Origin of the sequence: Thalassospira tepidiphila MCCC 1A03514, assembly GCF_001662875.1 — a bacterium.
Classification (GTDB): Bacteria; Pseudomonadota; Alphaproteobacteria; order Rhodospirillales; family Thalassospiraceae; genus Thalassospira; species Thalassospira tepidiphila.
Genome location: NZ_JPVZ01000003.1, coordinates 533,722 through 556,923 on the forward strand (window position 1 = coordinate 533,722; position 23,202 = coordinate 556,923).

19 protein-coding genes are annotated in these 23,202 nt (G+C 54.4%); 7 read left to right on the forward strand and 12 right to left on the reverse strand.

The features are described 5' to 3' along the window. Positions 1–74 precede the first annotated feature (74 nt). Together TH4_RS09780 and TH4_RS09785 are read left to right on the forward strand one after the other, a co-directional pair. A complete protein-coding gene (locus TH4_RS09780) occupies positions 75–1,073 on the forward strand; it encodes an ABC transporter permease (protein WP_064780909.1) in 999 nt (332 codons plus the stop codon). Continuing rightward, positions 1,070–2,239 (forward strand): ABC transporter permease, encoded by a 1,170-nt coding sequence (locus tag TH4_RS09785; RefSeq protein ID WP_063089835.1) that lies wholly within the window; start codon positions 1,070–1,072, stop codon positions 2,237–2,239. Before TH4_RS09780 ends, TH4_RS09785 begins: the two co-directional genes overlap by 4 nt. A gap of 69 nt (positions 2,240–2,308) precedes the next feature. Here TH4_RS09785 and TH4_RS09790 read toward each other — a convergent pair whose 3' ends face one another. The 4 genes from TH4_RS09790 to dusA are packed head-to-tail and all read right to left on the reverse strand — an operon-like array spanning position 2,309 to position 7,476. Further along, on the reverse strand, positions 2,309–3,166 hold the full coding sequence (locus tag TH4_RS09790) for a class I SAM-dependent methyltransferase (RefSeq protein WP_064780911.1): 858 nt from the start codon (positions 3,164–3,166) through the stop codon (positions 2,309–2,311). Between the two features lie 58 nt (positions 3,167–3,224). Further along, positions 3,225–4,439, reverse strand: coding sequence for a 3-phenylpropionate MFS transporter (locus TH4_RS09795; protein ID WP_064780912.1), 1,215 nt, complete (start codon positions 4,437–4,439; stop codon positions 3,225–3,227). Continuing rightward, positions 4,436–6,484, reverse strand: coding sequence for a bifunctional tRNA (5-methylaminomethyl-2-thiouridine)(34)-methyltransferase MnmC2/FAD-dependent 5-carboxymethylaminomethyl-2-thiouridine(34) oxidoreductase MnmC1 (gene mnmC / locus TH4_RS09800; RefSeq protein ID WP_064780914.1), 2,049 nt, complete (start codon positions 6,482–6,484; stop codon positions 4,436–4,438). Before mnmC ends, TH4_RS09795 begins: the two co-directional genes overlap by 4 nt. Next, complete coding sequence (dusA, locus tag TH4_RS09805) at positions 6,481–7,476, reverse strand: tRNA dihydrouridine(20/20a) synthase DusA (protein WP_064781041.1); 996 nt, start codon at positions 7,474–7,476, stop codon at positions 6,481–6,483. The genes mnmC and dusA overlap by 4 nt, the downstream gene beginning before the upstream one ends. A 143-nt stretch (positions 7,477–7,619) precedes the next feature. Between dusA and TH4_RS09810 the strand changes: the two genes are divergently transcribed. After that, positions 7,620–7,973, forward strand: a complete 354-nt coding sequence (locus tag TH4_RS09810; RefSeq protein WP_064780916.1) for an ArsC/Spx/MgsR family protein — start codon at positions 7,620–7,622, stop codon at positions 7,971–7,973. 10 nt (positions 7,974–7,983) lie between these two features. After that, positions 7,984–8,658, forward strand: coding sequence for an HAD family hydrolase (locus TH4_RS09815; RefSeq protein ID WP_064780918.1), 675 nt, complete (start codon positions 7,984–7,986; stop codon positions 8,656–8,658). A gap of 81 nt (positions 8,659–8,739) precedes the next feature. On the opposite strand, the gene ggt is transcribed toward TH4_RS09815, so the two are convergent. Further along, positions 8,740–10,545 (reverse strand): gamma-glutamyltransferase, encoded by a 1,806-nt coding sequence (gene ggt / locus TH4_RS09820; RefSeq protein WP_064780920.1) that lies wholly within the window; start codon positions 10,543–10,545, stop codon positions 8,740–8,742. Between the two features lie 119 nt (positions 10,546–10,664). Then, positions 10,665–11,501, reverse strand: a complete 837-nt coding sequence (locus TH4_RS09825) for an alpha/beta hydrolase (RefSeq protein ID WP_063089812.1) — start codon at positions 11,499–11,501, stop codon at positions 10,665–10,667. 245 nt (positions 11,502–11,746) lie between these two features. On the opposite strand from TH4_RS09825, the gene TH4_RS09830 reads away from it, so the two are divergent. Together TH4_RS09830 and TH4_RS09835 are read left to right on the forward strand one after the other, a co-directional pair. Then, positions 11,747–12,427, forward strand: a complete 681-nt coding sequence (locus tag TH4_RS09830) for a Crp/Fnr family transcriptional regulator (RefSeq protein ID WP_064780922.1) — start codon at positions 11,747–11,749, stop codon at positions 12,425–12,427. 237 nt (positions 12,428–12,664) lie between these two features. Then, a complete protein-coding gene (locus TH4_RS09835) occupies positions 12,665–13,039 on the forward strand; it encodes a DUF423 domain-containing protein (RefSeq protein WP_064780924.1) in 375 nt (124 codons plus the stop codon). 113 nt (positions 13,040–13,152) lie between these two features. Here TH4_RS09835 and rpmG read toward each other — a convergent pair whose 3' ends face one another. From rpmG to TH4_RS09850, 3 genes are all read right to left on the reverse strand, one after another. Continuing rightward, a complete protein-coding gene (rpmG, locus tag TH4_RS09840; RefSeq protein WP_008890790.1) occupies positions 13,153–13,320 on the reverse strand; it encodes a 50S ribosomal protein L33 in 168 nt (55 codons plus the stop codon). 93 nt (positions 13,321–13,413) lie between these two features. Further along, a complete protein-coding gene (locus TH4_RS09845) occupies positions 13,414–14,919 on the reverse strand; it encodes a S41 family peptidase (RefSeq protein ID WP_064780926.1) in 1,506 nt (501 codons plus the stop codon). Between the two features lie 197 nt (positions 14,920–15,116). After that, a complete protein-coding gene (locus TH4_RS09850; protein WP_064780928.1) occupies positions 15,117–15,521 on the reverse strand; it encodes a DUF983 domain-containing protein in 405 nt (134 codons plus the stop codon). 188 nt (positions 15,522–15,709) lie between these two features. On the opposite strand from TH4_RS09850, the gene TH4_RS09855 reads away from it, so the two are divergent. Then, on the forward strand, positions 15,710–16,492 hold the full coding sequence (locus TH4_RS09855) for an Hpt domain-containing protein (protein WP_064780930.1): 783 nt from the start codon (positions 15,710–15,712) through the stop codon (positions 16,490–16,492). Between the two features lie 80 nt (positions 16,493–16,572). Here TH4_RS09855 and rnr read toward each other — a convergent pair whose 3' ends face one another. The 3 genes from rnr to dprA form a co-directional block, all read right to left on the reverse strand. Next, the gene (gene rnr, locus TH4_RS09860) at positions 16,573–19,005 is read right to left on the reverse strand and encodes a ribonuclease R (RefSeq protein WP_083997044.1); all 2,433 of its coding nucleotides are present in this window, start codon (positions 19,003–19,005) and stop codon (positions 16,573–16,575) included. A 48-nt stretch (positions 19,006–19,053) separates the two neighbouring features. After that, complete coding sequence (gene topA, locus TH4_RS09865) at positions 19,054–21,702, reverse strand: type I DNA topoisomerase (protein ID WP_064780932.1); 2,649 nt, start codon at positions 21,700–21,702, stop codon at positions 19,054–19,056. Positions 21,703–21,872: 170 nt separating this feature from the next. Further along, a complete protein-coding gene (gene dprA, locus TH4_RS09870; protein ID WP_287451071.1) occupies positions 21,873–23,150 on the reverse strand; it encodes a DNA-processing protein DprA in 1,278 nt (425 codons plus the stop codon). Between the last annotated feature and the right edge of the window lie 52 nt (positions 23,151–23,202).

Genomic DNA, 23,202 nt, shown 5'->3' on the forward strand with positions numbered 1-23,202 from the left:
TTTTAACTAAAAACGTGTTGTTTCGCGCCGTTGAGGGAATGGCGTGAAACAACCTCGGGGGAGCAACAGCGCCGATGCTGACTTATCTGGCAAGACGGCTTTTCGTGATGATACCCACGCTGTTTATGATCAGCGTGCTGGTGTTTGTCATCATTCAGCTGCCGCCCGGCGACTTTCTGACCACGTATCTCAACGAACTTCAAGCCCAGGGCGAGGCGGTTGACCCGGCAAAGATCGAGTTTCTTAAACGCCAGTATGGTCTTGATCAGCCGATCTATATTCAATACGCCGAATGGGCCTGGGGACTGTTGCAAGGCGATCTCGGATTCTCGTTTGAATATAACCTGCCTGTGAGTGACGTGGTTGGTGATCGGCTTTGGCTGTCGCTGGTACTGAATTTCAGCACGATCATCTTCATCTATATCGTCAGCTTCCCCATCGGGATCTATTCAGCAACCCGTCAATATAGTTGGGGTGACTACGGGTTCACCTTGTTGGGCTTCCTTGGGCTTGCCATGCCCAATTTCCTGTTTGCCCTGATCCTGCTTTATTACGCAAACGTCGTTTTCGGAACGTCGATCGGTGGTCTGATGGATCCGGAATACATCAATCAAGGCTGGTCCTTGGCCAAGATGATGTCGGTCGTTGAACATCTTTGGGCACCGGTCGTGGTGATCGGGACGTCCGGGACAGCCGCCATGATCCGCCGTCTTCGCGCCAACCTGCTTGATGAACTGGGCAAGCAATATGTGGTCACAGCCCATGCCAAGGGGCTGTCACCAACCAAGGTACTGTTCAAGTATCCTTTGCGCATGGCGCTTAACCCGTTTATCGCCGATATCGGTAACATCCTGCCGCAGGTGGTATCGGGCTCCGTTCTGGTGTCGGTGGTGATGTCATTGCCGACCACGGGGCCAATGTTGCTTACGGCATTGCAAAGTCAGGATATGTATCTGGCTGGTTCATTCCTGATGTTTTTGGCCCTTTTGACGGTTGTCGGCATGTTTGTATCCGATGTTCTGCTTGCCTGGCTTGACCCGCGCATTCGTCTGCAGGGAGGGGTCGGCAATTGAGTAAGGAAACCGAAAAGCGCAACGAACATTTTGTTGATTCAGCACCGTTTGATCCCTGGGATCGCGAGGAACTGACGCCAGAGCAGGAAAAGTATTTCCTTGCCTCGCAGTGGCAATTGATGTGGTGGCGGTTGAAACGGCACCGGCTGGCGTATTTTTCATTGATTGTTCTGGCGATCATGTACGCGTCGGTCTTTATCGTCGAGTTCATTGCACCCTATGCGCAGGAAACCCGTAATTCGGAATATATCCATCACCCTCCGCAGGGTATTCACCTGTTCCATGACGGCGAATTTGTCGGGCCATTTACCTATGGCACCGATTTCTCGGTCAATATGGAAACACTCAAACCGACTTATACGGTCAATCCGGACCGGATAGAGCCATTGCGCTTTTTCTGTTCGGGGGATGAGTATGAGTTCTGGGGCATGATCGATATGGACTTCCATTTCGTCTGCCCATCAGAAGACGGTACGCTGTTCATGTTCGGCACCGACAGGCTTGGTCGGGACATGTTGTCACGCATGATCTATGGCGCGCGGGTTTCGCTGACCATTGGTCTGGTGGGCATTTCCGTCAGTTTCCTTCTTGGTATCCTGATCGGCGGGGCGGCCGGGTATTACGGTGGCTGGGTGGATTCAACAGCCCAGCGTGCGATTGAAGTCATTCGGTCCTTGCCGGAAATTCCGCTTTGGATGGCGCTATCGGCCGCGCTGCCCGTGACCTGGAGCCCCATCTTGATTTACTTCGGGATCACGATCATTCTTGGTCTGATTGACTGGACGGGGCTTGCCCGCGCGGTGCGATCAAAATTGCTGGCGCTTCGTGAAGAGGACTATGCACTGGCCGCCCGTCTGATGGGGGCGAAGCCAAAGCGGATTATTGCGCGTCATTTGCTGCCGAACTTTGCCAGCCACCTGATCGCCTCGGTGACGCTGTCGATCCCGAACATGATCCTTGGTGAAACCGCGCTGAGCTTCCTTGGGCTTGGCCTGCGCGCGCCGGTGACCAGTTGGGGCGTGTTGCTCAATGAAGCGCAAAACATCAATGCGGTCGCGGTTTATCCCTGGCTGATGTTGCCGGTTGTCCCGGTTGTTGTCGTGGTGCTCGCCTTTAACTTCCTGGGCGATGGCCTGCGGGATGCGGCGGATCCTTACAAGAACTGACCTATCATTGCACCAAACAAAAAAAGTTCAGCCTCAGTGGGCTGCCCTTTGTTTTTTGGTGCCCGCTCCCTAGCGCTTGCGTAGCCACAGACTTGTTTCATGCGCGCCTTCGGGAAGGTGGATGCCGTTGGCTATGGATTGGTCGACCTCATCGCGCATGCGGGTCGTGGCATATGCACTTGACCACATGATTTCAAACCCGCCGCCAGCCAGAAGGGCTGCGACCCCTTGTTGTTCGTTATATCCGCGCCATTGCCAGATTTCAGGATAGTCATCGGGCAGGGTGATGTCGTGGATATGAATGATTGCCCCGCTTGGCAGGGTCGGGATGACCGATGAAAACAGCAGATCGACATCTGTGCCGGGCATCAGGATGTGACTTGAATCGATCGACAGGAAATCTGCACCGGTCAGGGTTTTGAAAACCGATGGGTCGGCCTTTTGCACGATGGTGCGCTCGACTGTGATCGGTAGCTTTGCGATATCAGCGCGTGGCGCCGGATCAATCGCATGAAAAGCCGTATCCAGTTCGCCGTCCTTGATCGCCCGGTAATAAAACCGTGTCGAATGGCCCGATCCGATTTCAATGATCCGGTCCGGGCGAAATTCGCGGGTAAAGACATAGGCCATCATGCCATCAAGGCGCGGAAACCAGCTTTGTTGCCAGCGGGGATTCGGCGGGGTGGCATTGCCGAAGCTGGCAAACGCTTCGTGATAATTGGCGGCTTTGGTCAGCCACGCCTTCATGGTGGGGGCGGCCGTATCCATCATGATTTCGATTGCCGGGTAGCTCGGGCGACCAACAGCTTTTGCCGTCTCGCTGGCATAGCGGTAAGGAATGAAATAGCCAGCAGGCTCGGCGCCAATCAGTGTTTTCAAACCAAGTTTCAAGCGGCGCATTCTGAGAGAGAACGGCATCGAGGTCATATCAAAGGCCCCTTTGAGTTCAAAATTATTGTGTTTCTATCGGTGCCGGTAAGTTTAATCAGTTGCAAAAGGTCTGATCCTCTCCGCGCCAGGTTCGCGTCAGCACAATCGCAAACGCCATCGAAATCGCCGAAAATACCGCCATCAGGTAATAGACCTGCGATCCGAACTGCTCATACAGCGGGCCGGAAATCCAGATGCTGCTGCCAAGGAAGACGCCCATGGACAGTGTTGCCATCAGGCTTTGTGCCGAGGTTGCAAGTTGTTGGGGTATGGCGCGGGCGATAAAACTGACGGCGGCCAAATGTGTGATCCCGAATGTCATCGCATGAAGGGGTTGAACCAAAATAATCAACCATAGATTGTCTGTTGTGCCCAGTACAATCCAGCGTAAAATTCCCGATCCCGCACCAATCGCAAACAAAATACCCGGATGGCGACCACGGACAAACCGCCCGGCGACAGCAAACAGAACGATCTCGGCAATCACACCAATTGACCAGAAAACGCCAATCATCTCATGCGAGTAACCAGCGGATTCCCAGTGGACGGAGGCAAAGGCGTAGTAGGTGCCATGAGCACCCTGGGCAAATCCGATGCAGGCGAGATAGATCAGGAAAACCGGTTTACGCAGCAGATACATCAGCGAAGAACCGGACCTGAGCGGGCGATCTGTCTGCGGGTCGGGCATACGGGTGGTAATCGCAAAATTCACGATGCCCGCAACAAACAGCATCCAGACGATCCATTCCGTAGATGTTCCATCCAGTACCCAGCCAGCCCCATAGGACGCCAGAATGAAGGCAAGCGATCCCCACAGCCGCACCCGACCATAATCAAGTTCACGCGCCTTGCATTCATGCACCGTAATGGTCGTGCCAAGCGGCAGCAGCGGCGAGAAGGTAAAGCCGATCACGACGGAAAGGGCGGCAAGCCACCAGAAATCGCTCGAGATCGGGAAGGCCAGAATGGATAAAACATAGATCCCGGCAAGCCACATCATCGGTGTTTTTCGATTGCCGGTGCGATCAGCGCGTTGGGCAATCAACGGATCGGCAAAGACACGCACCCAGTTCGGCAGCGAAAGCAGTATGCCAATCTCGGCCGCCGATAATCCCTGGGACTTCAACCAGACCGGCCAATAGGGCAGAAAAACACCCTGAATCAGAAACAGTCCGGAAAAGAACAACGCCAGCGTTGCTGCCGTTTTCATCCGGTCCGGATCGGTGGTCGGTGATGGTTTCGATGATGGTGTGGCGTTTGGCGTGTTCATGCGGTGAGTTGCCGACGCTTGAGGCCGCGAATGATGAAACGCGCCGGATGAATGGCATGCATCAGCGCTTTTTCCAGAGGCAGGGGCATATCGCAAATCTCACTGGCAAGAATCTCGGCGGCGAGCGGGGCGCCGATCAGTCCGCGGGCCCCAAAACCGGTACAGATATACACGTCTTTGTGGTAGGGCGCATCGATATATCGCGCGCCTTTTTTGCCCTTGTCGATGTCGCCATATGACGCAAGGTAGGCGTCAAAGTCCGGCGCAGGACCGATCAGGGGCAGGTGATCCGCCGTTGTCGTGCGCAACGATGACCGGCCATGAAGCATGTCAGGCGAAAGCTTTGCCGCAACATCAGGCAGGACTTTGCCAAGCTGGTTAATGTTAAACGCGTGGTCATCTTCGCGCAGGTCCGTATGCGCATCATCACGCCCAAAGGTTGCCCCAAATACATGCATGCCATCGCGCGCTGGTGTGATGTAGCCCTTGTGGCTCAGAACGCACTTAATGACGGAACCATTCCCAAGGTTTGCCAAGATTTCTTCTGGCAAAAAGCTGATCTGGCCGCGAACAGGATTAAGGTGGTCTCTAAGCCAGCTTGTCTGATCCAGCATTTGCGTTTCAAGCGCGCCAGCGATGATAACGGCATCAAACGGCCCATAGGAAGCCCCGTTTTCAGCCGTCAGGATTTTGCCTTGTTCAGCATTGCTAATGGCCGTGATGATTGTTGAAAGCCGCACATCTATGCCATCAGAAAAGGCCCGCACCACCGACGGCGGATTAACCCAGCCGGCGGATGGATAAAAAACACCGCCATAGGGCAAGGGCAGGCCAAATCGTTCTGAGGCCTGATCACGGTCAAGCGCCTCGACAAGGTCGGGTTTGTCGCCAAGGCGTGCGATCAGGCCGTCAAGCCGTTCACGTTTGCGGTCACTGGTGGCAAGATCAATCACGCCGCAGAAATCAGCCTCGACAAATCCCTGATCGGAAAGTTTTTTGATCTTGCGATGGCTGAAACGGTAACCAGCTTCATAAAACCGGCCCATGATGGCATCATCAACGGTCAGATAGGGCTCCAACATGCCAATCGGATTGCCCGATGCCGCGCTGGCCAGTTTATCGGCCTTTTCAAAAAGGGTTACGGCAATGCCACGCGCGTTTAAGGCATCCGCGCAGGCCGCACCGGCAAGCCCCCCACCGATAACGGCGACAGATTTGGTTTTCTTGGGGCGGGGCAGGTTAAACCAAGGATCATCGGCGATTTCGAAAAGGTCCGGTGCATCGTCGCTGTCACCAACCCTTGCCGAAAGCGTTGCCGTGATCATGTCGCGCTTGTAGCCAAAACCTTTGCGCTTTCTGATTTCAAATCCGGCACTTTCCAGACCGTCGCGGGCAATGCGTGCGGCACTAAAAGTCGCAAGGCTCGCACCACGCGGGTTGGACGCGCTGGCAAGGGCAGCAAACAGGTCCGGATGCCACATATCGGGATTGCGCGCGGGCGCAAAGCCATCAAGAAACCAGCAATCAATATTCCCGTCATAGCCAGACCAGCATTCAATCGCATCGCCGATCAGAAGCGTCAGGCTGACATCGGCATCGGCAAGGGAAAAACGGTGTACACCGGGCAACATGGTTTCATGCGGCCAGATTTCGGCGAGCTGTTTGGAATATTGCGACAGTTCCGGCCAGCGCTGGTGCGCCCGGATCATGTCATCGCGCGACAGCGGGTATTTTTCAACGGAAACGAAATGCAGGCGTCTGGATCGTTTGGGATCACTGTCCCAGCATTGCCAAGCGGCCAAAAAGTTCAGTCCGGTGCCAAAGCCGGTTTCGCCAATGACAAAGCTTTCGCGGTCCTGCCAGGCAGATGGAAGGTTGTTGCCCTCAAGAAACACATAGCGCGTTTCAGCAAGCCCATCCTTGGGATTGAAGTAAATGTCACCAAAGTGCGGAGAGAACGGCACATTACCATCCTGCCAGGTTATTTCGCCAGCAGGTGTTGGTTCATCACCTTCTGCCGGCATGGTGACATCGTTTGCCGTCATGCAGACAGGACCTCGTCATCCTGTTCGGGGACAAGGGCCAGGGCTTCACGCACGACTTCCGTACCCGCCCCCTTGCGATGGGCATTTTCGCTCAGATAACGGCGCCATTGTTTTGCACCGCGCATTTGCTGGAACAGGCCCAGCATATGGCGGGTGACATGGCCAATGGTGCCGTTTTCTTCTTTCAGGTGTTCTTCGATATAGGGCAGCATGGCCTCAACCACCTGATGGCGGCTCAGGGGCTTGGCGTCATCGCCATAAAAACGCCGGTCGACATCGGCCAGAACATAAGGGTTCTGATAGGCTTCACGCCCGATCATGACACCATCGATATGTTTCAGATGCTCGGCGGTTTCATCAAGCGTCTTGATGCCACCATTGATCAGGATTTCAAGCTCCGGGAATTCTTGTTTAAGCTGATAGACCAATTCGTATTTTAGCGGCGGAACTTCACGGTTTTCCTTGGGCGAAAGGCCTTTGAGCCACGCCTTGCGCGCATGAACGATAAAGGTTTTACAGCCAGCCTCGGCAACCGTTTCGGTGAAGCGTTTAAGCGACGGGTAGTCTTCCTGATCGTCGATGCCGATGCGGTTTTTGACTGTCACCGGGGCGTTGCTGGCCGAAATCATCGATTTCACGCACTTCGCAACGACATCTGGTGTTGCCATCAGACAGGCGCCAAACGCACCGTTCTGCACGCGGTCAGACGGGCAACCGCAATTCAGATTGATTTCATCATAGGCATAGTCATTGGCGATTTCGCAGGCGTGCGCCAGATCATCCGGGTCGCTGCCGCCAAGTTGAAGCGCAACCGGGTGTTCGGCATCGTTATAGCGCAAATGACGTTCCACGCCGCCGTGAAGAATGGCACCCGTGGTGACCATTTCGGTATAAAGCAACGTATGACGACTGATCTGCCGCAGAAAATAGCGATCATGCCGATCCGTCCAATCCATCATCGGGGCGACGGAAATACGCCGATTAACAGTCATTTGCTTACCGTTTTTGTCATAGCCGGGTGAAGAGGGTTGCTGTATTCCAAGCGCGGTCTTTATATAGGTTCCGGGATTTAGGGTCAAAACCGATTGCGCGATGCATGGCAGCATCCCGAAGATATTAAAGTACAGGATTTGATATGGTTACGATTTACGGCATCAAGAACTGCGACACTGTCCGCAAAACCCTGAAATGGTTTGAGGCCAAGGGTATTGAAAACAAGCTCCATGATTTTCGCGCTGACGGAATTGACGCCAAGACCATCGAAGGCTGGCTTGATGAAGTCGGCGGTAAGGTTTTGATCAACAAGCGCGGGCCGAGTTATCGCAACCTGAGTGACGACGACAAAGAGATATTGGAGCAGGGCGGTGCCGCGGCCGCCGCAGTCCTTGCCGCCAATCCGACCGTGATCAAACGTCCGGTTGTTGAATTCGGATCGGCCCGGACGGTCGCCTATGATGAGGAACGCTGGTCTGAGCTGGCCGGTTTGTAAGGGGGCGGAAATGTCAAAGCCGGTCGTTCGGGGTGTGATCTTTGATTGTGATGGTGTTTTGGTCGATACCGAAACACTGGCCTGTCGCGTGTTAACAGAGCAGCTTTGTGATTATGGCTGCGACATGGATATGGCAAAGACCCATGATCTTTTCATTGGTGGCACATTGGCGATGGTGCCGCCAAAAATGGAACAGATGTTTGGCATTACGCTGCCAGAAGACTGGCTGTCTGAATGCTACGAACGTACGTTTACGGCCTTTCGTAACGATCTGACGCCGTTCGCACATCTTGATCCGGTACTAGATCTGCTGGAAGAAAACAACATTCCCATTGCGATTGGCAGCAACGGCCCACATGCCAAGATGGATGTGTCGCTCGCCAAGGTTGGCTTGAAGGAACGCTTTGAAGGCAGGGTTTGCTCGGCACATGATGTTGAAAACCCCAAGCCGCATCCGGATGTCTTTTTGCTGGCCGCACAGAAAATCGGTGTCGATATCAAGGACTGCATTGTTGTGGATGACAGCCAGAACGGCGTGCGCGCCGGTGTTGCGTCCGGTGCGACAACCATCGGTCTTGTCGATATTACGCCGGCCAACTACCTTCTTGACGCTGGTGCGCATCATATTGCGACCGACCATCGCGACCTTTATCGGCTGTTGGCCGATTGGATGTCCGCCGCTTAGCTGATATTCATAGCATCCATTAAAAAAAGAACGGGCAGCGCCGTGTTGGGCTGCCCGTTCTTTTGTTTGCGCAGGATGTCTTTATTCACCAACCACAATGCCTTCGCGTCGGGAATCAGCGCCACCAATCAGGCCATCTTCGGTGACCATAATGGTATGAATGCCGGAATTAAGGTCGCGGATATCGGTCTTAAAGCCCATGCCTTCCAGTGCCGGGGCCAAGTTTTCGGCATCGGTTGCGGCTTCAAGGTCAAAGGTGCCGAACCGGTTGACCAGATGGGGCATGTCGATGGCGTCCTTGGGCGACATGTTCCAATCAATCATCCCGATAAGCGACTGTGCCACATACCCAATGATGCGCGATCCACCCGGTGAACCGGTCACAATTACCGGTTTGTCATCTTTCATCACGATGGTGGGCGCCATGGATGAACGCGGGCGTTTTCCCGGTGCCAACGCGTTGGCAATTGGCACGCCATCGGAATGGGTCTTGAACGAGAAATCGGTCAGCTCGTTATTGAGCATAAAGCCGTTCACCATCAGGCGTGAACCAAAACCGTTTTCAATGGTGGTCGTCATCGAAACCGCATTGCCATAGATATCAATGATCGAGAAATGGCTCGTGCTTGGCAGTTCAATCGCTTCGTCGTCGGCCAATTTCATGGCGTGGCTAAAGCTCGGCATTCCGGGTTCGACGGCTTCAAGCGCGGTATCCCGATCAAGCAGTTTGGATCTTTCCGCCAGATAGGTTTTATCAAGCAATCCGGTCAATGGCATCGGGACGAAATCAATATCGGCCATGTATCGACCACGATCAGCAAATGCCAAACGCGATGCATCGCCGATCAAACGCCAGCTTTGTGCAGAACTGGGGCCCATCGCGGCGATATCATAGGGCTCAAGCAGTCCAAGGATCTGTCCAACCGTCAGCGCCCCCGAAGAAGGTGGTCCCATGCCGCACACATCATGATCGCGATACTCGATACAGACGGCCGGGCGTTCCTTGACGTGATACGTGGCGAAATCGGCAAGTGACAGGACGCCGGGGTTCCAACTGGCACCCTTGACCTTATCGACAATGTCCTGTGCGATCTGACCCTGATAGAAGTTCACAATCCCGTTGGTCGCCAGGTCTTGCAGGGTCTTGGCATATTTCGGATTGCGAAGAACCGTACCGGCCGCAAGTGGCGCACCATCCCTGTCAAAGAAATAACCCTTTGCCTCGGGATCGCGGGAGAGTTTTTCCTGATCATCAGCAATCAAGGCAGCAAGACGCGGAGAAACTTCAAAGCCCGTCGTGGCGATATCAATTGCCGGATCGAACAGGCTTTTCCAAGGAAGTTGACCCCACTTTTCGTGTGCAGCCTTCATCAGGGCAGGGGTGCCGGGCGTGCCAACCGATCTGCCGCCGACAACCGCATCATAAAACTTAAGCGGTTCGCCGCTTTCATCCTGGAATAGCGTCGGCGTTGCGTTCAGAGGGGCGGTTTCACGCCCATCAAGCGTGGTCAACTTTCCAGTCGCTGCATCGAAATAAACCAAAAATGCGCCGCCCCCAAGCCCGGATGATTGCGGTTCGACAAGGCCGAGCATGGTCTGAATGGTGACCATCGCATCAATGGCGTTGCCGCCAGATCGCAATATATTGGCACCGGCCTGAACAGCCAGCGGGTTGGCAGCACTGATCATCCAGTTGCTGGCAGTGGCGGCCTTGCGCATTTGAGACGTGGAACCGGCCGTGCTTGCCTCAGGCGCAACGGCGTCTGTTGTTTGCTGGGCAACAGCAACCTGACCAAGGCAGGCGCATAAACCTGCGGCAATAAGGGTTGCCAGAAGCCGCGGGCGAAGTTTGACTGTTTCACAAGATACAGGAGCGTTAAGGGGCATGTTCCAGACCTTTTATTTTGTTTGGTGGGGTATTTTGTTTGTCGGAGCGCTCAAAAGCAAACACCCGCATCGTGGCAGATGCGGGTGCAAATGTGCAGTAAAAATCCAGTGTAGGTTGCCTAGGCCGCTGTCTTGTTGCCTTTGCTGCGCTGTTGGCTAACGAGCTTGACCTGTAGCCATTCCAGTATGGTTTCTGCGACCTTTTCCCAGTTTTTATCGAGCATCATCGCGTGGTGGATGTCGTCAATCAGGGCATAATCCGCGCCATAGCGCTTGGCTGTGTGGTGGATCAGCTCGCTCTGGATGATTTCATCGTCGCGTGCGCCCATGACCAGCATGGCTGGCGCTTCATCCTTTGTCAGGAAGATCGGATTGGCGCCCATCATGTCCGTAATTGCCCGCTGGCTTTCCGTTTCGAGCCGTCCGAAATAGATCATGCCTTCATCTTCGGCGATATCAGGCGACAGCATCGCGCGCCCCAGACGTTCACGAAGCAGGGTATGGGGGCCAATGGCCTGAAGCCAGAACATATGGAAAAACAGATCGGGCTGGGCCATTGCCATCATCGCATTGCTGGCAATCAGGCCTTCTGGCGGCACTGAGGCCATCAGGACGGCGGCCTCGGCACTGTGGCGTTCGAGATATTTCTGAATGACATAGCCGCCCATCGAATGACCAATCAGCACGGGCTTCTTGCCAAGGGTCTCGACAACCTCTTCAAGGTCTTCGACGTAGTCGTCAATGGATGCAAGGCTGCGCAGTTCGCGGCCGCCACTTCCGCCATGGCCGCGCAAGGAAAACGCCACGGTCTCAAAGCCGCGATCCGCAAACCATGTCAGGAAATGTTCGTTCCAGCACCACGCCCCGGTATAGGCGCCATGTACAAACACCAATGGATGTTTACTTTTGGGTTTGCCTGTCGGGCTGCGACGGAAAATCTCCAATTCGGGACTCATGGCCTGCCTCCTCGCGATGCGGGATCGATGCAAATATATGCCTTGATTAAAAAGAACTCGATTATGTTCGCATATGCAGCATAATCTTGTCCAATCACATGTGGGAGTCCGACTTTGGTTTGGCAATGATTGTCAGTCTGAAGTTGTTTGCTTATGATTGCGTCCGGGACAGTAAAAGATGTGAGGGAACGCAGGGGGTCTGTGCTCCGGACACTAACAACACCGTAGTGAGAAGCTTGGGGGATATGGTTAAATTATCAGTGGTCGGCATTTTCGCGGATCTCGATGAGAGCGCGATTGCAGACGTCGAACGCCACGTCAACCGAAAGACGTTTGCGGCCGGAACGCAAATTATCGAGCCGGAATCAGATAGTTCGGACGTTTACCTGATTTTGTCCGGACGAGTACGGATCGTTAATTACTCGCTTTCGGGGCGTGAAATCACCCTTGAGGAAATCGGGGCAGGCGGCTGCGTCGGTCAGCTTTCTGCCATTGACGGGCAGCCGCGTTCGGCCTGTGTGATTGCGGTTGACGATACCAGTGTCGGTATTTTAAGCCCGGCCAACTTTGAAAAGGTCGTCAAAAATCACCCGTCAGTCGCCTGGAACGTAATCAGCGAACTGGCCAGAATTGTGCGGAACTCGACCAGAAGAATTGTTGATGTCAGCACACTTGGCGCCAACGAACGCGTCGTGGCGGAAATTTTGCGCCGTGCCAACAATGTTTGTGACGATAACGGTTCGGCACTTTTGTCACCCGTTCCGGTTCATTCCGAGGTCGCCGGGCGGGTCAGCACATCGCGTGAAACCGTTGCACGCGTCATGAGCACGCTTGGCCGTCGCCAACTGGTGACAAAGGTTGATACCGGTCTTTTTGTTCCGGACGTGCGCCGACTTGAAGAATTCCTAAGTGAGTCAATTCATTAGGTCGCATTTGTATGATTTTTTTTGTCTTCATGTGATGACTGTCACAGAGAAGAGGATGATCGACAGGTAAACGTATTGGTGTGGCGGACATTTAAATGTTCCGGCACATCTCCCCCAAGAGAGTTACTGGCCGTACACTTGTTGTACGGCCATTTTTTTGCGTTTTCGCATGGCGGACAGATTTGTTGATGGCTAATCTGTACGAAACAACAGCACTTCTTTTTAAGGGAACCTCTGATGCGTATTTCTGTGGTTATGGCCGGACTGAATGGTGCGATGGCGGTTGCGTTGGGGGCGTTTGCCGCCCATGGCATGGCTGGAAGCGAAATGGATTATGCACGCGGCCTGGTCGAGAAGGGCGCGCATTATCAGCTCGTACATGCTGTCGCCCTGGCCGCGATTGCCGGCCTGGTTCATCATGTGCCCGATGAGAAGTTCCTGCGCATTGCCGCCTATGCAATGCTTGTCGGGATCATTTTCTTCTGCGGATCTTTGTACGCCATTGCCTTTGGCGGTATCTCTGCGTTTGGTGCAGTGGCCCCGATTGGCGGTTTTGCCTTAATTGGGGGCTGGTTGCTGCTTGCGGCGGCGGGATACAGACGCTTTGGCTGATCTCGCAGGCACGTATTGACACTGACCTGAAACAGGCAAGTACAAACAAAAAAGACGTGTCCCGAAGGACACGTCTTTTTTAAATCTTTGCAATCGAGTTCCGAAGAACCAGATTACTTCATTTTCGCTTCTTTGAACACGACGTGCTTACGCACGACCGGGTCGTACTTGCGAAACTGGAATTTCTCGGTGGTATTCCGCGGGTTCTTCTTAACAACATAGAAGTAACCGGTGTCTGCGGTGCTTACCAACTTTACGAGGATCGAAGCGGGCTTCGCCATGTCTCTGCATCCTGTGTTCAGGTGTATCTCAGGCGGCGGAACATAAAGGTTATCGGCAGAGTGTCAAGCCATTTTGGAAAAAAGAATGCAATTTTATTGGCTGGCAAAAGTATCGGCGATTTCCTCTTGTCCTACATAGGCCAGATTCTTGTATTCACGGTTATTTTTCAGCAGCTCAAGTGCAACTTCGACATCAAATGTTTCACCATTTGTGCTTGCCGGACAAACGCTGCGCAGTTCCCGTCGGCTCTTTTCGTCCTGATAGTCCAGCTTACGCCATTTCATCATCACCGAGGCGGTCTCATCACGCTGAGACAGGGCGTTTGCCACCTTGTGAATAGCGGTGCTACCTGTGCCGGATTTCGTGCAGATGGCCGGGAAAAGACCAATTCTGTCAAAGGTGTATCCAGAAGGGGCTGTCATGCGCGACCAGGTAAAAGTCAATGTGCCATCGTTGGGCAGATCATTGATTGCCTGAACGGACCCCTTGCCAAAGCTTGTGGACCCGATCAGCACAGCACGATGGCGATCCTGAAGGGCTGCTGCAACCAGTTCAGCTGACGACGCTGTGCGCCCGTCAATCAGGACAACCAGCGGCGCGCCATTGGTCAAATCGCCGGTTTCTGCCTTGAATATGTGACGTGCGGCCGTGACACGGGAAAAAGTCTTTCCGATCGGACCATCTGCCAGAAACAGGTCAGCCACGGCAACACCCTGTTGCAGAAGTCCCCCACGGTTTCCACGAAGGTCGAGAATTACACCGTGAAGGCCACCATCGTAGAGTTTCGCCTTCATGATGCTGTCTGCAAGCGTTGACGCGGTTGCCGAGTTGAAGCTGCTGACACGCGCAATCAGGATATTGTCACGGACATCATCGAACACTGTGCGGTCAATCACCCGTTCACGCAGTATCTCCATCGGGGTGATGGCGTTGCTTTTGGCTGCATTCACTTCAAGCAGGACAGATGTACCTTCCTCGCCGTGCAGCAGGTCGGCAGCATAGCGACTGGCTTTGCCATACATGTCCTCGCCATTGACCGTCAGGATCTGATCGCCGGGATGCAGTCCGGCACGCGCGGCCGGGCTCTCCGCATGAACAAGTTTGACAACAGGGTAGCCACTTCCGCCAACCACGCGAACGCCGATGCCAATATAGCCGTCCCGACGGTTGCGCGCATTTTCTGCACGTACTGGACCCTCATAGCGGCTATAGCGGTCCAGATTGCGGATCGCACCACTGATCAGGGCAGACTCGATGTCTTTGGTGGCCGTGCTGCGCAGCTTGGCCGAATGCGCCCGGTATCTTGCCAATCCGGTTAACGTGATTTCGGACCAGATCTGAAGATTTTCGTGATCCGCCATGCCGTCGGATGAAGCCGGGAGGGCAATCTTGCCGACGGTTCGATCATCATATTGCAAGACCAGATCAGTCGGGGTGATGTCGACGCGAATGTTTTCGTCAATAGATGAGAGCCCATCAAGGGTGCTCACCAGGATCTGTTCACGGCTGATCGGATCGATATAGCGTGTTGCGACAAGTTCGATTGTTTGAGAAATCAGTTCGCGCGTTTGCGGATCATCAGGCGAGGTCACTGCCATCCGGTCTGAAGTGGCACAGGCAGCCTGCAATACACATAACCCGACGGCAACACAGATGCGCCGCAAACGTCGCACTCCTGCGTCGGGATTGTCATATGTATTCTGTGCTACGCGAAGTGCGACCAATTAAACAATCCGGTTAATTCAGGCGAGATAACCTACGCATTCTACTGGAAAAATTGGCATTCTGCCAACGACTATCCTTTGATGCGCATGGCCCATTGAGTGCCAAGAACAGCCCCTTTGATAAAGGGCAGAAAGCCAAGGCATAATGCGACGGTGGCCGGAAGCCAGATCGAAAGTTGCAACGCCATGGACGGGCTGAAATTCTGTTCCATCGCCAAGGCACCGGGGACCACGATGTGTCCGACCAGAAAGATCGTGAAGTAGGGCGGGGCATCATCACAGCGATATTCCCCGATCGGGTGATTGCAAACATCACACTCGGAACGAAGCTTCAGATAGCCGCCGAAAGCAAAACCGTGCCCGCAATTCGGGCATTTGCGGCGAAATCCGCGACGCAAACCGGTCATCAGTCGACCGCTGCTTTGGTTGCTGGTGGTGGCATTTGTTTCGGGAGAAATATCGTGTGGGGCATTCATGTTTAAAATTAACTCCTGTCATATCTCAGCGCCCTCTTGATCCGTGTGGCGAAAACAGGCATTGAGACTGTACGCCATCATCATGATGTTCGGTTGCGCAAGCAAGTAAAATCGGCCATGCCTATTCACCTCAGGGGCGTATATATGGTCACATTTGCTTGATCGAACAGTTGCCAAGGGAGTGCCCAGTGGGAAGTGCAGACGCAGTCATTGCCGGTCTGAAACAGGACTTCATTGAGGACACGATCGAACGCATTGATCGCATTGAAACCACGATTGATCGTGTCGCCGGCGGAATGGACGAAGCCGGACCGGGAATTGCCGAACTGCGGCGCGAAGCGCACACCGTCAAAGGGCTTGCCGGATCATTCGGCTTTCCGCTGGTGGGCGCGATTGCGCATCGGCTTGAGGACTATATTGCCGAATTGACCCAAATTGATGATCTGGAAGCGGCATCGCTGGTGGATTTCACCAGCTGGATCCGCGAGATCATCGAAAGTGGCACCAACCCCCAGGCCGAAGAAGAAACCCGTATTCTGCGTTCCCTTCCAACCCGCAGTGCCAAGGCGGATGAGCAAGACGATGCGTCCGAAGTTGCGGTTGCGCAGGATAAGGAAGTCCTTCTGGTAACCGCGACCGCTGTTCAGGGGCATTTTTTGCAGCGTGCACTGCGTGAAAAGGGTTTTCGCACCATCACGGCCCGCTCGGCTGTCGAGGCGTTCGAAACGGTGGTCCAATCGCGCCCGGATGCCGTCATTACCGCGGCTGTGCTTGATGGGCTCAGCGGGATCGAACTGATCCGTGCCTTGGCTGCGATGAAAACCCTGTCAGACAAGAAGCTTGGCCTGTTGACGAGTTTTGATGCGTCGCATCCCGATCTTGAAGGCTTGCCTGAAAACGTTGCGATCATCAGCAATAAGGGCAAGCAAACCGCAGAGCACCTAGCGAAATTCATCGAAACGATGCTCTGAGATTATGTCGGATTGTTAGCATCGCAAAGAAAAAGGCGGCCATATCGGCCGCCTTTGGTTGTTTGTGTTGGCAGTTCGGTCTAATCCGACTTCGGGCCCTGCTTGGGGGCGTTGCGCGCCGCCCGGTTGGATGCGACCAGCTTGCGCTGCTTTTTCGGTGTGGTCTTTTTCTTTGCCGCTGCTTTCTTGCCTTTGGACTTGGTCGCAGACGATCCAGCCGGACCATTTGCGTCCCGCGGACCGGATCGGAAACCGGGCTTGCTGCCATGGCTATGGCTGCGATCGCCGGGGCTTCCACGGCGTTTGCCTGCACCACGCCGTCCACGTGGCCGTTCAACCAGATCGCGGGCGGTAATGTCTGCGTGTTCTGCCAGTCGCAATGCCAATGATCCGGTGGCCGCATCCGCATCGGCGATCCTGACGACAACCGTATCACCCAGCTGGAACTTCTTGCCGCGATTTTGCCCGACTAGGGCATGGCTTGCTGCGTCATGGACGTAATAGTCATCGGGCAGGGTGGAAATCGGAACCAACCCGTCTGCCCCTGTTTCGTTCAATGAAACAAACAGACCAAAGTGAGTGACGCCAGAAATCTTGCCGGGGAACTCTGCCCCAACCTTGTCGGACATATAGGCTGCGACATAACGGTCAACCGCATCACGTTCGGCCATGGCCGCCCGTCGTTCGGTGCCCGAGATGTCCTCGCCAATCTGTTCGAACCGTTCGCCTTCTTCCGGCGTCAAACCGCCTTCACCAAGTTTAAGGCCCGCGATCAGAGCACGATGGACCAGAAGGTCGGCATAGCGCCGGATCGGGGAGGTAAAGTGCGCATACCTTTTCAGTGCAAGACCGAAGTGCCCGATATTGTCGGGGCTGTACATGGCCTGTGACTGACTGCGCAGAACGACCGTGTTGATCAGCTCAGACTCTGGCGTGTCCTTGGCCAGTTCAAGAATGCGGTTGAAATCACGCGGTTTCAGAACCGATGCCTTGTTCAGCTTATAGCCAGCGCCTTCAAGGAATTCATGAAGCGCTTCAAGCTTTTCCTCGCTCGGTGCATCGTGGATACGATACATGCAGGGCTGCTTGATCCGTTCAAGTTCCTCAGCAGCGCAGACATTGGCTGCGATCATGAATTCTTCGATCAGCTTGTGACTGTCAAACCGTGCACGCGGCGCAATGGCAACGATCTGCCCGCTGTCATTCAGCTCGATCTTGCGTTCGGGAACATCAAGCTCGAGCACGCCACGTTTCTTGCGTGCTTCCAAAAACGCGTTGAAAGCGCCATACAGCGGTTTGATGATGGTATCAACCAGCGGACCGGTGGTGTCGTCTGGCTGGCCGTCCATGGCGCGCTGAACCTGATCATAGGTCAGGCGGGCGGCAGACTTCATCATCCCGCGGCAGAACTTGTGACGCAGTTTATGGCCGTGTTTATCCAGCCACATTTCAACCGCCATGCAGCCGCGATCTTCATGCGGGACAAGCGAACACCAGCCGTTCGAAAGCTCAAACGGCAACATCGGCACCACACGATCCGGGAAATAGCAGCTATTGCCACGTTTGACCGCTTCGCGATCAAGTGCATCGCCCGGACGCACATACCAGGACACATCGGCAATCGCGACCATGATGTGCCAGCCGCCTTCATTGGCAGGATCGGGGTCGGATTCGGCCCAGACAGCATCGTCAAAGTCACGCGCATCGGCACCATCAATGGTGACCAGCGGGATGTCGCGCAGATCAGTGCGTTTACCCAGTGGTGTGGCCTTGGACTCGCGTGCCTGAAGTTCGACTTCCGGCGGGAATTCAAACGGAATGCCGCGCGCATGGATCGATACAAGGCTGATGGATTTGGGTTCATTGATGTTGCCAAGAACCTCGGTAATCCGGCCTTTGCGCAGTCCAAAGTGTTTGCCCGGCAAAATTTCGGTCAAAACCAGTGCGCCGCTTTCAAGATCAGGATGATCATCCAGCGGAACCGCGATCTCGCCGCTATCCTTGCGGTCTGTGGGCACAACGCGGCCTTCGCGTTCATTGGGGCGATAAAGTCCCAAGACGCGCTGTGGCCCGCTTCCAAGGACCCGCATGATGCTGGCTTCGTAGGTATGCTTGCCGGTATAGCGCAGCTTGGCCAGAATCTTGTCACCAATGCCTGGCGCGCTTGGACCGCCACGACGAATTGATTTCACAACAATCAGCGGCGGTTCGTATTCGTGTTTCCAGACATTCGGTTTGGCCAGAACTTCGCCGTCGTCATCAACGCCGGTGATTTCCAGAACTTCAACCGGGGGCAGGCGATCGGGTTTGTCAAAACGCCGACGGCCCTTGACGACATCGCCGCCAATCTTCAGGTCTTTCAGGATTTTTTTGAGTTCGATCTTGGCTGCGCCCTTAATGTTGAAGGCGCGCGCAATTTCGCGCTTCCCAACCGGTGTCGGGCTCATATCGATGAATTCGATAATCTCTTCCTTGGTGGGGAAGTGTTTTTTGTCTTCTGTATCGTTCGCCAACGTTGCGGCGTCCTTTCATAGGTATTCCAGAGAAAAGGAAGGCGGCGATTAATTCGCCGCCGCCTTTTTCGTGGTTGTCTTCTTCGCTGCGGGTTTCTTTGCAGCCGTTTTCTTTTTCGCAGGGGCTTTTTTCTTAGCCGTTGCGGTTTTGGTTGCCGTTTTCTTGGTCGCGGCCTTGGTCGTTTTGCCCGACTTGGCTTCCTTTTCCTTGATGGCCTTGATGGCCATTTCAAGGGTGATGTCATCACGTTCTACATCGCGGATATTGGCGATGGTTTTCTTGTGCTTAACGAACGGTCCCCAGCGGCCAACGGCGACAAAGATCGGTTCACCATCATCGGGATGCTTGCCGATTTCCGTGCCGGACTTCTCACGCTTATCCGCGATCAGGGTGATCGCCCGGTTTTCACCGATCGTCAGAACATCATCGTCGGCCTTGAGAGAGGCAAAAATACTGCCTGCCTGGACGTATGGGCCAAAACGGCCAATATTGGCCTTCATTTCCTCGCCAGTATCGGGATAAATCCCGACAACACGCGGCAGGGTCAGAAGTTCTTCGGCTTTGGTCAGGTCAACAACGGATGGCTCCAATCCCTTGGGCAGGGATGTGCGTTTCGGTTTGACCTTTTTCGGCTTGCCGTTCTTGCCTTCGACTTCCTCTTCCTCGCCAAGCTGGACGTAGACGCCATACGGGCCTTTGCGAAGGGTGATTTCCTTGCCGGTTTCCTTATCAATGCCAAGGACCTTGGGGCCGGAGTCAAGTTCGGACTCGGAGCCGTTTTCATTGGCAACGAGCGGCCGGGTATAATTGCATTCCGGATAGTTCGAGCAGCCCAGAAAGGCGCCAAACTTTCCGAGCTTGAGGCTTAGCGTTCCATCCGTGCATTTCGGGCATTTATGCGGGTCTGTTCCGTCTTCGCGCGGCGGGAACAGGTAGTTTTCCAGCATCACCTGAAGGGCATCAAGGACGTCTGTGATCTTGAGTTCCTTGGCCTCGTCGACATTGCCTTTGAACGACTTCCAGAAATCCTTGAGAACGTCTTTCCATTCCAGCTTGCCCATCGAAACTTCATCAAGCTGGTTTTCCAGGTCGGCCGTGAAGTTGTACTGCACATAGCGTTCAAAGAATTTCGAGAGGAAGGCCGTTACCAGACGCCCGCGGTCCTGTGCGACGAAACGGCGACGTTCCAGCAACACATAGTTCCGGTCCTGCAGAACCGAAATGATCGACGCATAGGTCGACGGACGGCCAATGCCGAGTTCTTCCATCTTCTTGACCAGGCTCGCCTCGGTATAGCGGGGCGGGGGCTGGGTGAAGTGCTGATCAATGCTGACTTTGCCAAGGTCGGGCTTCTGACCTTCTTTTAGCGGCGGCAGGCGACGATCATTTTCGTCCTCGGCCTCGTCATCCTTGCCTTCCTGATAAAGCTTCAGGAAGCCGTCAAACTTCACAACAGAACCATTGGCACGCAGAACCACGTGATTGTCATTCGATGACAAATCAACTGCGACCTGATCGAAACGGGCATCTTCCATCTGACACGCCACGGTACGTTTCCAGATCAGGGTGTAAAGCGCCAACTGGTCCTTATCAAGGTGACGCGAAACCTGTTCAGGACGACGGAACAGATCGGTCGGGCGGACAGCTTCGTGGGCTTCCTGTGCGTTCTTGGCCTTGTTGGCAAAGCTACGCGCGTTGGCCGGAAGGTATTGATCACCGTAATCCTTGCCAATCAGGCGGCGTGCAGCGGCGAGGGCTTCCTGTGAAAGCACCACGGCATCGGTACGCATATAGGTGATCAGACCAACTGTTTCGCCACCGATATCGACACCTTCATAAAGGCGCTGGGCAAGCTGCATGGTGCGTTTGGCCCCAAAGCCAAGCTTACGTGATGCTTCCTGCTGCAGGGTCGATGTGGTGAAGGGGGGCTGCGGACGCCGTTTGACGTCTTTGCGTTCGACCTTTGAAACGGTGTAGCTGCGGCTTTCGACCTTTTCCTTGGCGATCTTGGCAGCACTTTCATCACCAAGTGCCAGCTTATCAAGCTTTTCGCCGTTCAGATGGGTCAGACGTGCGGAAAACTTGCCCTCGGGAACGGCAAAGCCCGCTTCAAGCGACCAGTATTCGTCGGGTTTGAAGGCTTCAATCTCGATCTCGCGTTCGCAAATCAAGCGGAGCGCAACTGATTGCACACGTCCGGCTGAGCGCGAACCGGGCAGTTTGCGCCACAGAACCGGCGACAGGTTAAAGCCAACCAGATAATCAAGCGCGCGGCGCGCCAGATAGGCATCCACCAGTTCCTGATTAAGTTCGCGTGGATTGGCGATGGCTTCGGTGACGGCTTTCTTGGTGATCTCGTGGAACACGACGCGATGGACATCGCGACCGCGGAGCAGCTTTTTCTGCTCGAGAACTTCAAGAATATGCCAGGAAATGGCTTCACCTTCGCGATCCGGGTCAGTCGCGAGATAGATGGTGTCAGAGTCACGTGCCGCCGAAGCAATTTCCTTGATCTGCTTTTCGGAACGGCCATCGGTTTCCCAGACCATTGCAAAATCATTGTCGGTATCGACCGAACCATCCTTGGACGGCAGATCGCGGATATGACCAAACGAGGCCAGTACCTTATAATCGTCGCCGAGATATTTATTGATCGTCTTGGCTTTGGCCGGGGATTCGACGATGACAAGATTCATTACGTTTTTCGTGTCCGGTTCTTGCGCCCGAAGGCGGTCATTATGCTGTGTGGTCCGTAACCTGAAAGTCTGCACACATATATTATAGTGTGTCGCTGTTTTTCAGATCAAATTGCGCAAATTGCGGCAAATCACAACAATATTTGTCACATCCATATCCGACGCGACTCTCATTTGGCGATACGCGATACCCTATTTCCGGGGTGACGTTCAACCCTTCCTGCAAGTTCGAGCTCAATCAAAATTGTCGAAACCTGCTCGGCGGGCAAGTCAGACGTACGAATGAGCTCATCAATCAGAAGGGGGCTAGCAGACAGCAAATCAAAGATTTCTTCCATCTCTTTGACGGAGTCTTCGTTGGTGTCGGGTTCGTCAGAAAATTCTTCTAATTCAATTGATTGCGTGGATTTCTTCGCACCAAAAGTGATCGCATCTTGTTCCAGTGATGCCGTTATCTCGTGATATGCCTCGGCTGAGGTGTCAGGGCGTGCGTCGCGCGCACCTGTGTTGAAGATGTGATTTTGTTCAAACAGATGACTGTTTTGCTCGGCGGTTCGAAGGTCATCCAGAATTACATCGGCAGAGTCGCACAAGATTGCACCATCACGGATCAAGCTGTTCGGACCTGCTGCGCGCGGATCGGTCGGGGAGCCCGGAACGGCAAACACATCGCGTCCTTGTTCGGCGGCAAAGCGGGCGGTGATCAGCGATCCGGAATTTCGACCGGCCTCAATGACAACCGTTCCCAATGATAGTCCGGAAATGATGCGGTTGCGACGGGGAAAGTGCCTTGCCTGTGGTTGAAGGCCGGGCGGCATTTCTGACACCACGCACCCCTGTTCACAGAGTTGCGCATAAAGGTCCTGATGTTCGCGGGGATAAACGACATCGACACCGCCACCCAGAACAGCAATCGTACCGCCGCCTGCATTATGGTTGCTTTGCAAGGCCGCCGCATGGGCGGCCCCATCGATGCCGCGTGCCATACCTGACACAACCACATAGCCCGCGTTTACGAGCTCATGACTGATTTTACGGGCAAATCCGCATCCCGTTGCCGAAGCATTGCGCGCACCAACGATCCCGATGGCAGATTTTCCAAGAAGCTCAATCCGTCCGATGGCATAAAAATAGGGCGGGGCATCATCAATCCGCGCCAGAAGTGGTGGATATTCCGGGTCGCCGAAAATGATCGGTCGGGCGCGCGATGCCTTCGCGGCTTCAATTTCCGCAACCGTTTCGTCGCGACCGGCAATCTTGATCTTTCGCGTGGTCTTTGCTTGGGCAATGACATCGGGCAGGGCATCAATGGCATTTCGGCCTGAACCAAACCGTTCCAGCAATTTGCGAAAGGTGACCGGTCCGACATTGGTGCTGCGCGCCAGTCGCATGCGTGCCAGACGTTCCGATTGCGATAATCGCGATGGTTGTTGGTTTGGTAAATGCATAACGCCCGGATTGTGGTCATCCGGGCGTTATTTCGTCAAGCTATTCGAAGGG

Excerpts from the sequence above, each read along its gene's own strand:
- TH4_RS09795 (WP_064780912.1), bottom strand. The coding sequence starts at position 4,439 with ATGAACACGCCAAACGCCACACCATCATCGAAACCATCACCGACCACC.
- TH4_RS09850 (WP_064780928.1), bottom strand. The coding sequence starts at position 15,521 with ATGAATGCCCCACACGATATTTCTCCCGAAACAAATGCCACCACCAGC.
- mnmC (WP_064780914.1), bottom strand. The coding sequence starts at position 6,484 with ATGACGGCAAACGATGTCACCATGCCGGCAGAAGGTGATGAACCAACA.
- TH4_RS09825 (WP_063089812.1), bottom strand. The coding sequence starts at position 11,501 with ATGAGTCCCGAATTGGAGATTTTCCGTCGCAGCCCGACAGGCAAACCC.
- rpmG (WP_008890790.1), bottom strand. The coding sequence starts at position 13,320 with ATGGCGAAGCCCGCTTCGATCCTCGTAAAGTTGGTAAGCACCGCAGAC.
- dusA (WP_064781041.1), bottom strand. The coding sequence starts at position 7,476 with ATGACTGTTAATCGGCGTATTTCCGTCGCCCCGATGATGGATTGGACG.
- dprA (WP_287451071.1), bottom strand. The coding sequence starts at position 23,150 with ATGCATTTACCAAACCAACAACCATCGCGATTATCGCAATCGGAACGT.
- TH4_RS09845 (WP_064780926.1), bottom strand. The coding sequence starts at position 14,919 with ATGGCAGTGACCTCGCCTGATGATCCGCAAACGCGCGAACTGATTTCT.
- TH4_RS09780 (WP_064780909.1), top strand. The coding sequence starts at position 75 with ATGCTGACTTATCTGGCAAGACGGCTTTTCGTGATGATACCCACGCTG.
- TH4_RS09835 (WP_064780924.1), top strand. The coding sequence starts at position 12,665 with ATGCGTATTTCTGTGGTTATGGCCGGACTGAATGGTGCGATGGCGGTT.
- TH4_RS09815 (WP_064780918.1), top strand. The coding sequence starts at position 7,984 with ATGTCAAAGCCGGTCGTTCGGGGTGTGATCTTTGATTGTGATGGTGTT.
- TH4_RS09790 (WP_064780911.1), bottom strand. The coding sequence starts at position 3,166 with ATGACCTCGATGCCGTTCTCTCTCAGAATGCGCCGCTTGAAACTTGGT.
- TH4_RS09810 (WP_064780916.1), top strand. The coding sequence starts at position 7,620 with ATGGTTACGATTTACGGCATCAAGAACTGCGACACTGTCCGCAAAACC.
- ggt (WP_064780920.1), bottom strand. The coding sequence starts at position 10,545 with ATGCCCCTTAACGCTCCTGTATCTTGTGAAACAGTCAAACTTCGCCCG.
- TH4_RS09830 (WP_064780922.1), top strand. The coding sequence starts at position 11,747 with ATGGTTAAATTATCAGTGGTCGGCATTTTCGCGGATCTCGATGAGAGC.
- topA (WP_064780932.1), bottom strand. The coding sequence starts at position 21,702 with ATGAATCTTGTCATCGTCGAATCCCCGGCCAAAGCCAAGACGATCAAT.